The sequence below is a fragment of the Chryseobacterium sp. 22543 genome (assembly GCF_052044565.1).
Lineage (GTDB): Bacteria > Bacteroidota > Bacteroidia > Flavobacteriales > Weeksellaceae > Chryseobacterium.
Genome location: NZ_JBQENH010000004.1, coordinates 370,468 through 382,949, shown reverse-complemented (window position 1 = coordinate 382,949; position 12,482 = coordinate 370,468). Strand labels below are relative to the sequence as shown.

Sequence of the window (12,482 nt, the reverse complement as noted above, 5' to 3'; positions counted from 1 at the left end):
TTATTTAAAATCTGCCCTGAGGTGGAGTATATTGTCATTGATAAATCATACAAATATGAAAGAAGCTTATTTTCTGGATCAGGATTTCGAAAACACAGACTTTTCTCAATTAGAAAAAGGCGAGTACGAAAACTGTACTTTCCGAAACTGTAATCTTGAGTATGCAAACCTTTCCGGATTCAGTTTTACAGATTGTGAATTTATGGAGTGTAACCTCAGCATGGCAAAGATTGTGAGGACAGCTTTTCATGATGTGATTTTCAAAGAATGTAAAATGTTTGGACTCCAGTTTAATGATTGTAATGCATTCGGATTATCTTTTACATTTGATGGATGTGCTTTAAATAATTCTGTTTTCTATCAGACATCCATTAAGAAAACGGTTTTCAAAAATTCCAGGTTAATTGAAGTAGACTTCACAGAATGTGATGCTTCAAATGCTGTCTTTAGTAATTGCGATCTGTCGGGCGCTGTTTTCGAGACAGCAAATCTTGAAAAAGCAGATTTCAGGACATCGGTCAACTATTCAATAGATCCGGCTTTAAACAGGCTTAAAAAGGCCAAATTCTCGCTTTCTGAAATATATGGACTCTTGTATAAGCTGGATATTGAAATTGATAAGAACAACTGACTTCTGAATCGTTAGCTTAGCGCTTCAATTCATAGATGCAAAATGTAATATTGAATTAATAGGAGTGGGTTTTAGCCCGCTTTTTTCTTTAGGAATATTCCTCCTTGGTTTTAGCTGAAACTTAGTCAAAATTCAAGCATATAAAAAAGCCATCAGAATTCTGATGGCTTCATTATTTAAATCAATTATTTATAAAATTAAAAATTTGCTGGTGTAGCGGGAGTAATTGCTGCTAAGTTATTGTAAGCTTCTCCTTCTTCGTTGATCACTCTTTTGGCGAATCTGAACTTAGGTCCCCAATAAGAATCATTCAGTGAAGAAATCATTACTCCTTTTGATGTTGCTGCGTGGATAAACTTAATCTCTCCCTCTTCAGTAACACTTTCTACAATACCTACGTGAGAAATTCTTCTTCCGTGAGAAAAGAAAATCAAATCTCCTTTCTGTAGTTCTCCTTTTTCAATTCTTTCTCCTTCCTGAGCCTGAGATGCTGCTACTCTAGGTAAGCTAAGACCTGCTGCTGCTCCGAATACAGAAAGAACAAAAGCTGAACAATCTATACCGTTTCTTGTAGTCCCTCCATATCTGTAAGGAGTTCCAAGGTATGTTTCAGCTTCTTCAAGGATACCGTCAATGGTTTTATTATGTTTGATTGCTTTTGCAATCTCAGAATTCTTAACTGCTTTTTTAGCACTAGCGATAGATGCAGCCTTTTCAGCCAGGAAAGAGTCGATAAGTTTCTGCTTATCCTGCTCCATTCTTTTGTTGTCTATAGAAGCTAGTTTGGCATCTGTTTTGTATTCTTTTGTGTAAGTTGCTGGTTTTGAAACCACATAATTTGTAGCACACGATTGCAATGAAACTGTAGTAACTAAAGCAACTAAATAAAACAAAACTCTTTTCTTCATATATATTTGATTATCCGTGTTAAAAAGGAATATTTATTTTCAAAAGCAATACAAAAGTAGAGATTCCGAATAAAAGACCCCTGATATGATAATTGTCAGGATCTTATTTTAACACATTTTAACATATGATTTGCATATGTTAAAGAAAAATAAACCGCAACAGCCTGTTTTTGGCAAGTGTGCGGTTTTTTTTATTAAGATTCTTTAACAAACGATATCGAATTTCTTCTATATATCAGGTTTTATAATGTAAAGCTTTCATTTTCATGACTGTTAATAAAACAAAAAAAATTCCCCGGAAAACCGAGGAATTTAAACTAATATGGAACTTTACAGGACGTTATTTTGTAAACAACATTTCTCTGTATTTTGTCATCGGCCAAAGCTCATCGTCTACCATCATTTCAAGATCATCAGAAGCTTCTCTGATGACATCAAATAAAGGAATTACTTTGGTGCAGTAAGATTCTGCCTGCTTTTGGCTATTTGCTACAGCTTTCGCTGCTTCTCTCGCTTTAATAAGATCTTCAACACCAAGTTTAATCTTGGAAACGTTTTCAGAGATATTCGTAATTAAACTCATTTGCTCTTTTGCCAATGTTTTGAATTCTTTATCTTCAAAAATATCTTTTAGACCTTTTACGTTTTCAATTAATCTGTTCTGATATTTTAAAGCAGAAGGGATGATGTGATTTCTTGCGATATCACTTAAAACTCTTGCTTCAATATCAATTACAGTAGAATATTTCTCTAATTTGATTTCGTTTCTTGCTTCAACCTCTCTGTGAGTAAATACTCCAATCTCTTCGTAAAGGGCAACGAACTTTTTATCCATTTCCTGTTTAAGTGCTTCAGGAGTGGTTTTTAAGTTGTTTAAACCTCTTTTCTTAGCTTCTTTTGCCCAGTCATCAGAATATCCGTCACCTTCAAACATAATGCTCTTACACTGTTTGATGTACTCTCTCAATACATTGAAGATTGCTTCGTCTTTTTTAAGACCAGTTTCAATAAGAGTATCCACTTCTTTTTTGAAGTCTAATAATTGTTTTGCAGCAATCGTGTTCATTACTGTCATAGACTCTGCACAGTTAGCAGAAGATCCTACTGCTCTGATTTCAAATTTATTTCCGGTAAATGCAAACGGAGAAGTCCTGTTTCTGTCTGTATTATCTAACAGGATTTCAGGAATTTTTCCAACTACATTTAATTTAAGATCTGTTTTTTCGTCCGGAGAAAGTTTTCCTTCTGTTACTTTTTCCAGTTCTTCCAGTACTCTGAACAGCTGGCTTCCGATGAATACGGAAATAATTGCTGGCGGAGCTTCGTTGGCACCTAGTCTGTGGTCATTGCTGGCAGATGCAATACTTGCTCTTAAAAGGTCAGCGTATTCATAAACTGCTTTGATTGTGTTGACGAAGAATGTTAGGAACTGTAAGTTTTTCTTTGGGTTTTTCCCAGGGCTTAATAAGTTTTCTCCAGTGTCAGTTGCTAAAGACCAGTTGTTGTGTTTACCACTTCCGTTTACGCCTGCAAATGGCTTTTCATGGAATAAAATATGGAAATGATGCTTGTGAGCAATTCTTGCCATGATGTCCATCAATAGGGAGTTGTGATCTACAGCAACGTTTACTTCTTCAAACATTGGAGCCAGCTCAAATTGGTTGGGAGCTACCTCGTTGTGTCTTGTCGTTACAGGGATACCCAATTTCATACACTCTATTTCCAACTCTTTCATGAAATTCATTACTCTTGTAGGGATAGAACCGAAATAGTGGTCGTCTAGCTGTTGTCCTTTTGCCGGAGAATGTCCAAGCAATGTTTTACCTGTTAATACAAGGTCCGGACGGGATTGATATAATGCTGAATCTACAAGGAAATATTCCTGTTCCCAGCCTAAAGTAGGAGTTACCTTTGTTACATTTTTGTCAAAATACTGCATTACGTTAGTGGCAGCTTCGTCTACAGCATTTAAAGCTCTTAAAAGAGGAGCTTTGTAATCTAACGTTTCTCCTGTATAAGAAATAAAGATAGATGGGATACATAATGTAGTTCCCATGATGAAAGCAGGAGATGTAGGATCCCAAGCGGTATATCCTCTTGCTTCAAAAGTATTTCTGATACCTCCGTTAGGGAATGATGAAGCATCTGGTTCCTGTTGGATCAATAGGTTTCCACTGAATCTTTCAATAGCTCTTCCTCCTTCAATAGGGGTAAAGAAAGAGTCATGTTTTTCTGCCGTCGTTCCTGTTAAGGGCTGAAACCAGTGGGTATAGTGCGTTACACCTTTGCTCATCGCCCAGTCTTTCATTGCTACAGCTACCTGATCAGCGATATGTCTCTGGATTTTAGTTCCTTTTTTTACCGCATCCATAATAGAATTGAATGCTTCTTTTGTTAAATATTCTCTCATGGTCTCTTCTGAGAAAACATTTGTACAGAATAATTCTGACAATTTTGCAGGAACCTCAACAGAGTTATCTTTTCTGAAGTCCTTAAATGGTAGGGTTTCTAGTGCTTTGAATCTTAAGGTTGACATGTTTGAGTGATTTTTTACAGGGCAAATTTACAAAAAAAATGAATCGAAATCATTTTAGCCCTAAAATTTTTAGGGGTGTTTTGAAATTTTATATAATTTAAACGCTTGTTTGGGTGTTTTTGGCAGGGTGGTTTCCTGGTTTGTTGGTAAAAGTTAACATTCGCAGGCTTGAAAAATTAAAGATATTAACTTTAACTGCACAAAAAAGAAGATACAATCCAAAGAGAATCATGGAATTGTATAGCATTAAAATTACAATTATTTTAAACTAACTCTTGATTTTTTTTCTGAAAATAAATAAAAAATCGGATGTTCAATAGAAAATGAGCACAGAAGAGGATTAAAATAATACTATAATAAGTATCTGACAAAATAATGGGGCGAGTTAAAAAAACCGCTTATCTATAGGTTTTAAACAACTTGTTAAAAGATAGTTAAAATAAGTTGAGTGGAGATTTTGTATATTTGTGTGAAATTTATTTTATGACAAATTCTAGAGCAAGAGAAACAACGGAGGCTATTGAAAGACTATACATTTCTATGAGACACTTATTTTATAGAGGGTTTTTCAAGCCAGGAGGAGTTTCAGGAGAAAGCATCAGAAGCTTGCTGAAGACAATCAACCCAGAGATTTATGGTACCATGAATATTCCAAGCAAATTGGAACTTGACGGGTTGATGTATGTTTTAGACAGACTTCCGGAAGGGATTGAAGAATGTGCTTTTATTCATCTTACATCAGATGAAGGGTTTGATAAAGGAAGTTTCGAACCTATTGTTCCAAAGAAAAGAAGAAGAAACTGTTATAGAATAGACGAACACCAGATGAATATTGAAGTTCTTTTGGGCCGTTCCGAAATTTATGACATTCTTACCCACCTGACATTCCTGTTTATAGAAGCTGATAAAATCCGTAACCTGGCATTCATTCAGGATGAAAACTGGAAGCCGACCCGTGCCTTTAAGATTATCGAAGAGGTGGTGAAAGGAGAAAAGAAATTCAGTAGAAAAGAAAAAGAGGTGGCACTTATTCATCTTTCTTCTTTAATAGGACGATCTTTTGATGAAACGTTAAATGCTTACAATACTTTCGGTGATGATCATAATCCTGACCGTTTATTCAAAATCATCTACAACTTAGGAAAAGTAAGTCTTGAAGATGCCAAAAGCAGCAGAGAAAGAGAAATTCATTTCAGTGCTATATTAAAGGAAAGAGTAGGGCACCACTATTTTGGTGAGAAATGGGCGAATAAAGTGAAAGAGGTTTTGTTTGAGAATGATCTTCATATGAGACCTTTGCATATTATTTCTGCCAATATGCATTCCGTGAAAAATATGCTGTATGCCAATAATGTCCTTAAAAAGAAGCAGCATCATGAGATCGACTATAAACTATACGAAGACATCTCCAACAAAAAAGAACTTCGTGATAAAGTATCAAAGTATGCTTTGGAGGAAGGGATGATCCATATTGCTGATAAGAGTGGAAGTAATATAGATGTTCAGATTATAGATCTGAGCAAGACAGATCTGAAGAATACGCCATTTGCAGACAGTAAGTTTACAGGAGATGATGTGATTATGGTCTTCGATTATGCTTTCGGAGAGCAGGCTTTTGAGGTAATGGATGAACTTTTAAGACCTTTTGAGCATAAAGGGGAAATCTATATGATGAAAGTGAAATCTGTTTCTATTATGGGTAAAGCAGGAATTCTTACAGGAGAAAAAGGAGATATTATGATTCCTACTTCTCATATCTTTGAAGGAACTGCAGACAACTATCCATTTGAGAATGCATTGAAGCTGGAAGATTTCAAAGATGATGAATTAAAAGCTTTTGAAGGTCCGATGATTACTGTTTTAGGAACTTCACTGCAAAACAGAGATATCTTATCCTACTTTATGAATACTTCATGGAAAGCGATTGGGCTTGAAATGGAAGGAGCACATTATCAGAAAGCAATTCAGGTAGCTTCAAAGATCAGACATCATATTTCACCGGATCTGTTTGTAATGTATGCTTATTACGCTTCTGATAATCCATTGGAAACAGGAAGTACATTATCTTCAGGAGGACTAGGACTTACAGGAGTAAAACCAACCTATCTGATCACTTTAAGAATTCTTGAAAAGATTCTAAGAAGTGGAAAGAAAGAAGTTTCTGCTAAGAAATAATTGTAATTTAAAATTATAATATCAACCTCAGATGTATTTTGCATTTGAGGTTTTTTGTATTTGTAGATCCTTGACAAGGATCTAGTCTTTCATTTAATATATACTGTTAATTCTGTTATTCTTTTTAAATCAACATTTTGTAATTCCGGACCAGAACTGAGTTCATCAATAACGATATGATCACCGGATTTCAGATTAAAAATCTTTTCTTTAGCAGATTTGTTAAATTTGTCACTATTATTAACCATTGGTTCTTCCTCATTAATTTGGTAGCGAAATTTCGTGACCTTTCCCAACTTAATAACTAATTGGGGAATGAAATATTCTATTTTAGAATTAGCAAGTTCTTCTTTTGATAAAGTAATTTTTTCAATTTTGTTGTTAATACTTGCGAAAGGATTGTTAATGTTTAATATTCGATATTCTCTTTTATCTGTGATTGCTTTACCTTTAACAAAACCGGTTATTGTAATTTCCATTGAAGAACCTAAACCTGGAGTAATGAAATATTTATTTTCACTCTCTTTATAAACCCCCGGTCCGCTTACTTTTATACTATCAGACTTGGGCATATAGATTGTCAGATGATTTTTAATACCTCTGTATAGGATATTAAGTTTTTCATTTTCTATGATAGATTTAATATTTGAATCTTTTGAAGATAAAATATGTTTTTTGGGTGTACAATAAATGCAAACACATAAAATAAGAGTACAGTAAATAAATTTTTTCAAAAGAATGATAAATTAATTTGCTAAAATATATAAATTTCTATAATAGGAGTTTTTTTATGAAACAATATTTCATCTTATTATCACTATTCATGGTCCTTAACAAAACTTATTTAAAAATTACTCATCATCATGTGTGAAATCTTTATTAGTTGTAAAATCCACTAGAGTAAAAATAATTATCTTTAGGAAAATTAAGAATATGAGCCCAACATTACAACTCGCTAAAAGATTCAGAGAAGTTATGCTGGATGGTCTCTGGATCGCCAATACTAATTTTAAAGACCAGCTTTCAGACGTTACCTGGGAACAGGCGGTGAAGAAGATTGATTCTTTAAATACCATTGCTATGCTCACTTTTCACATTGATTATTATATTGCAGGCATCGTCAATGTTTTTGAAGGAGGTGATCTCGAGATCAAAGATAAATTCAGTTTTGATCTTCCTCCCATAGAGTCTCAGGAACAATGGGAAGGATTGTTAAATAAACTTTGGATAGATTCTGAAAAGTTTGCAGCATTACTCGAACAGATGCCTGAATCTAAGCTTGATGAGGTATTTGTTGATGAAAAGTACGGGACTTACCGAAGAAATATTGACGGAATGATTGAACATAGCTATTATCATCTGGGACAGATTACTTTAATTAAAAAACTTTTGAAAAACTAATAAGAGATTCACGGAGATACTTCCAAAGCAGTGCACCTTGTCAAGATTTTAAACCTTGACAAGGTGCACTGCAAATAAAGCTCAAAAAAAATTTAACAATTCAGAGTGAAATCCATCTAAAACCATAACAAACAGAATAAAATCTCAAAATAACTCCTATTTGAGATTCTTATTAAATTACATACCTTTAAAAAAAAATAAAATTTTAAATGAGAAAATCGGCTGCAATCATTTTTGCGTTTATCATTTCACAATTTCAGGCTCAGCAAGGAGCTTATTATCAGCAGGCTGCGAAGTACAAGATGGATATTGATGTTAATGCTGAAAAATTTACCTATCAGGGAAAACAGACTTTAGAATACACCAACAATTCACCGGATGAGCTGAATGTAGTGTATTTCCATCTATATTGGAATGCTTTCAAACCTAATTCCATGATGGATCAGAGAGTGACTTCCCAAGGCAAAAATGGTGACGGAAGGTTGCAGAAAGATGGTATTTCCAGGCTGGCTTCCATTCCAAAAGATCAGGAAGGTGCTCAGAATATCCACTGGATTAAACAAAATGGGAAAGATCTGAAATTTGAAGTTCAGGAAACCATTATGAAAGTATATCTGGCAGAACCTATCAAACCGAATTCTACAACTACTTTTACGATGGACTGGGATTCTGTAATTCCTCAGCAGATAAGAAGAAGCGGAAGAAACAACAGAGAAGGAGTAGATATGACAATGACGCAATGGTATCCAAAAATTGCAGAGTACGATTATGACGGCTGGGCAACTTTTGATTATCTGGGAAGAGAATTCCATGCCCCATTCTCAGATTTTGATGTTACTATTAAAATCAACAAAGATTATGTTGTAGGAGCAGGAGGAATCCTTGAAAATCCGACAGAAGTAAAAGGCTATGATGCCAATGCTAAAATAAAAACTGAAAAAGACAAGAAAGCAACCTGGAAATGGACAGCGAAAAACATTCTTGATTTTGCCTGGAGTGCAGACAGAGATTATTCTGTAGAAAGCTTCAATGTTCCGGAAGGACCAAAAGTATATCTGGTATATCAGAAAAATGATAAAACAAAAGCATGGGGCGAATCACAGCCTTATATTACCAAATATTTCCAGATCATGAATACTCACTTTGGAAAATATGTATACCCAACATATGCATTTATCCAGGGAGGAGATGGCGGAATGGAATACGGAATGTGTACCATGATTTTAGGGGAAGCCAAAAGCGTTAAAGATTTAATGGGCTTAATGGCTCACGAAGGATCCCATTCGTGGTATCAGCAAATGCTTGCCACTAACGAATCTGTACGTCCGTGGATGGATGAAGGTTTCACGAGCTATGCAGAAGGTTACACGATGTATCAGTTGTTCCCTGAAGACCTTCCGAATCCTTTTGCTAAAACACTTGATGCTTACAGAAACTTTATTAAAAAAGGAATCGAAGAACCTGCGGTTTGGCTGGGGGATCATCATGATAATGGTACAGCTTATACATATGCATCTTATGTAAAAGGTGAGTTATACCTGGTACAGCTCGGATACATTATGGGAGAGCAGAATCTTGCAGAAACCTTAAAGCAATACTATGATCAGTGGAGCATGAAGCATCCTTCAGACAGGGATTTCCTTCACATTGCACAGAAAGTTTCAGGGATGGATCTGAAATGGTTTCATAATTACTGGATCAATACTACAAAGACCATTGATTATGGAATAAAGGATGTAAAATATGATGCAAAATCTACAACCATTACCTTAATCAACAATGGTCAGGTTCCAATGCCAATTGATTTTGGTGTGATGACAACGGACAAAAAAGTTGTTACTTACCAGATTCCGTTGAATATGACTCATACATGGAAACAGAAGGATATTTATGGGGATCTTAAAACAATGCCTTACTGGCCTTGGACTCAGAAAGAATACACCCTTACCATTCCTTATACAAAATCTCAATTATCTGTTCTTGGAATTGATTTAAGCCAGAGAATTGCTGATGTGAATATGGAGAATAATTTTGTAGAAGTAAAATAATTACAAAATAATACTATAAACGGCGCGGAAATAAAATTTCCGCGCCGTTTATTTTAAAGAAAAGATTAGCTGATAAATGTTGATGTGGATATATTTTTAAGATAGACTTAATTTATAAGAGATCCGGGGCTAGTTTTTATAAAAATGATTAAATTTAATCCCTCAAAATCAAGCAGGAATTTCAATTATAAATCATGAATTTCTTCTGAAAAATATATCAATGAATTCAATCGTAATAAACGTAGGAAACAGCAATATCAGATTTGGTCTTTTCAATGGTGATAATTGTGATATTTCGTGGGTAATCAATACAAAACCTTACAGAACAGCAGATGAGCTTTACGCACAGATACTGATGCTTTATCAAACCTATAAAATTGAGCCAACAGAAATCGATAAAGTAATTATCGGGTCAGTAGTACCTCAGCTTACCAAGGTAATGAGCTCCGGGATCAAAAAGATTCACGGAACTACTCCTGTAATTGTTGATAGGTCAACTCCTTCGGGAGTTCAGGCAAAATCTAAGCAGATGGGAACAGATATCTATGCAAATCTTGTGGCAGCACATAATCTGTACCCGAACAGGAAAAAAATTGTCATAGATTTCGGAACGGCTCTTACAGCCAGTTGTGTAACAGAAACAGGGGAGACACTGGGAGTTATTATTGCTCCGGGAATTGTAACCTCCCTAAATTCATTGATCAATCAGACTGCACAGCTTCCGGATATAGAACTGAAAAAGCCAAAATCTGTTTTGGGATTAGATACGGTAACCTGTATGCAAAGCGGAATGGTATATGGTTTCCTTGGAATGGTAGAAGGTTTTGTGAATCGTATCAACGAGGAGGTAAATGACGATTGTTTCGTAGTAGCAACAGGAGGTGTTTCCCATATCTATAAACCGCTGACAGATAAGATTCATGTGATGGACAGGCTTCATACATTGAAAGGTCTTTATTTCCTTGGGAAAGATTTATAAATTAAAAGATTATGGCCGGGTTGAACCCAAGTCTTATCTTACACCTAACTTTAACCTTAATACAATGGAAAAATTTCCTATCATAGAAACCGAAAGACTGATTCTCTCACAGCTGGAAGAAAAGGATGTTCCTTTTATTGTTGAATATCTTCAGCATAGGATTTTTTCTGATCTTACCTCTAATATTCCTTATCCTTATATTGAAAATAATGCCAGATCGTGGCTGAAAATGTCAAAAGAAGCTTTTGATAATCAAACAGGATATACTTTTGCTATCCGGAATAAAGAAGGACATATCATAGGCGCTATTGGGCTGCATGATAGGGATGATGATAAAGCAGAGCTGGGATACTGGATAGGCATGTCTTACTGGAATAAAGGGTTTGTAACAGAAGCAGCAGGAGCAATTGTAGATTTTGGGTTTAATGACCTGGGTTTTCATAAAATATTTGCGACCCATTTTTTTCACAACCCGGCATCCGGAAGAATAATGGAAAAAATAGGAATGGAACAGGAAGCTGTTTTAAAACAGGAAATAAAGAAAGACGGAGCGTATTTTGATATAGTGAGATATTCTATTTTTAAAGACTGATTCCGAGGAATATGAATACATTCCTGATTATATAAAAACAAAAGGCAGAGGAAATTTTAATTTTCTCTGCCTTTTTATACTATTATTATTTTTTGAACTATTGGGCGAGGGCTAAAGTCCGCCAAAACCCGGATCAAATTCCTTCAATAGAAAGGTTTATCTTTTACTTTTAAAAAAATCTTTAACAATAGAAGAGCATTCTGCTTCCATAATTCCTGTAATAATTTCTGTTTTCGGATGCAGAGAAAGATGTTTATTGATAAACCCTCTTTGTTCATCCCTTGCACCAATCACTACTTTTGAGATCTGAGACCAGGAAAGTGCTCCTGAGCACATCACACATGGTTCCATGGTTACATACAATGTACAGTCTTTTAAATACTTTCCTCCAAGGAAATTTGCTGCTGAGGTGATAGCCTGCATTTCTGCATGAGCGGTAACATCATTCAGGGTTTCGGTAAGATTGTGGGCTCTTGCGATAATCCGGTTATTGGAAACTACAACACACCCGATAGGAACCTCATCTTTTTCCAAAGCGGCTTCTGCTTCCTGCAGGGCCATTTTCATATAATATTCGTCAGTAAACATTTAATCGGTTATCGTTAAAGTTAAAGGGAGTTTAAAACGATAAGTGGTAGGATCACCTTTCAGCATTGCCGGAGAAAACTTTTCTGCAAGAGAATATAATGCAATCTCTGCCTGTCTGTTGAAGGTGAAATTATCACCCTGTGCATGAACATTGCTGACAGTACCATCTTTTTCTACAATAAAATCAACATCTGTTTTTATCATTTTTTCTACAGAATACACTCCGTCAACATATAGCAGATTGGCTACTTCCTGTCTCAAAGAATTAAGTCCTCCGGGATAATCTGCAATCTTTTCTGCATCAGAAAATTTTTCAGAGGTGAATGTAGGATTTTTGATGGTTTGGAGGTCTTCCAGATTTCTTACTTTCAATAAAGCTCCGATTAAGGCATTGTTTTCAATGCTGTCCATTTTTTTCATGAAAAAGAGAAAATCTCCTTTTATGGCCACTTTTTTATCCGTATTGGATTCAGCATCAAACTTTTTTTTGAACTCTTTATTCAGCATATTTCTGTGCTGGTTGTAATAGCTCTTTACAAGCCTGAATTCTTCTTTCTGCTGCGCCAGAAAAAAGGTGGAGATAAAGCAGCTGATGCCAATAAATAAAGTTTTCAATAAGGGTAT

11 protein-coding genes are annotated in these 12,482 nt (G+C 35.2%); 6 read left to right on the top strand and 5 right to left on the bottom strand.

What is annotated here, in order from left to right; genetic code table 11:
- Positions 1-55: 55 nt before the first annotated feature.
- Entirely contained in the window at positions 56-631 is a 576-nt protein-coding gene (locus ACTJIP_RS16135; protein ID WP_219072042.1) for a pentapeptide repeat-containing protein, read from the top strand.
- 197 nt (positions 632-828) lie between these two features.
- Here ACTJIP_RS16135 and ACTJIP_RS16130 read toward each other — a convergent pair whose 3' ends face one another.
- The gene (locus tag ACTJIP_RS16130; protein ID WP_077413391.1) at positions 829-1,539 is read right to left on the bottom strand and encodes a C40 family peptidase; all 711 of its coding nucleotides are present in this window, start codon (positions 1,537-1,539) and stop codon (positions 829-831) included.
- Positions 1,540-1,879: 340 nt separating this feature from the next.
- A complete protein-coding gene (locus ACTJIP_RS16125) occupies positions 1,880-4,075 on the bottom strand; it encodes a glutamine synthetase III family protein (protein ID WP_180564939.1) in 2,196 nt (731 codons plus the stop codon).
- A gap of 483 nt (positions 4,076-4,558) precedes the next feature.
- Here ACTJIP_RS16125 and ACTJIP_RS16120 point away from each other — a divergent pair, with 483 nt between their 5' ends.
- Positions 4,559-6,250, top strand: a complete 1,692-nt coding sequence (locus ACTJIP_RS16120) for a DUF6909 family protein (protein WP_077413393.1) — start codon at positions 4,559-4,561, stop codon at positions 6,248-6,250.
- A gap of 89 nt (positions 6,251-6,339) precedes the next feature.
- On the opposite strand, the gene ACTJIP_RS16115 is transcribed toward ACTJIP_RS16120, so the two are convergent.
- Complete coding sequence (locus tag ACTJIP_RS16115) at positions 6,340-6,984, bottom strand: GldM family protein (RefSeq protein WP_175627172.1); 645 nt, start codon at positions 6,982-6,984, stop codon at positions 6,340-6,342.
- Between the two features lie 199 nt (positions 6,985-7,183).
- On the opposite strand from ACTJIP_RS16115, the gene ACTJIP_RS16110 reads away from it, so the two are divergent.
- The 4 genes from ACTJIP_RS16110 to ACTJIP_RS16095 all read left to right on the top strand — a co-directional run bounded on the left by ACTJIP_RS16110 (position 7,184) and on the right by ACTJIP_RS16095 (position 11,270).
- Positions 7,184-7,651, top strand: coding sequence for a DUF1572 domain-containing protein (locus tag ACTJIP_RS16110; protein WP_077413395.1), 468 nt, complete (start codon positions 7,184-7,186; stop codon positions 7,649-7,651).
- Between the two features lie 209 nt (positions 7,652-7,860).
- Entirely contained in the window at positions 7,861-9,699 is a 1,839-nt protein-coding gene (locus ACTJIP_RS16105; RefSeq protein WP_180564941.1) for a M1 family metallopeptidase, read from the top strand.
- A gap of 220 nt (positions 9,700-9,919) precedes the next feature.
- The gene (locus ACTJIP_RS16100; protein ID WP_077413397.1) at positions 9,920-10,678 is read left to right on the top strand and encodes a type III pantothenate kinase; all 759 of its coding nucleotides are present in this window, start codon (positions 9,920-9,922) and stop codon (positions 10,676-10,678) included.
- A 64-nt stretch (positions 10,679-10,742) separates the two neighbouring features.
- Positions 10,743-11,270 (top strand): GNAT family N-acetyltransferase, encoded by a 528-nt coding sequence (locus ACTJIP_RS16095; RefSeq protein ID WP_180564942.1) that lies wholly within the window; start codon positions 10,743-10,745, stop codon positions 11,268-11,270.
- 156 nt (positions 11,271-11,426) lie between these two features.
- Here the strand turns inward: ACTJIP_RS16095 and ACTJIP_RS16090 are convergent, their stop codons facing one another.
- Complete coding sequence (locus ACTJIP_RS16090; protein WP_047376259.1) at positions 11,427-11,858, bottom strand: nucleoside deaminase; 432 nt, start codon at positions 11,856-11,858, stop codon at positions 11,427-11,429.
- Positions 11,859-12,473 (bottom strand): hypothetical protein, encoded by a 615-nt coding sequence (locus ACTJIP_RS16085; protein ID WP_228408593.1) that lies wholly within the window; start codon positions 12,471-12,473, stop codon positions 11,859-11,861.
- Positions 12,474-12,482 lie beyond the last annotated feature (9 nt).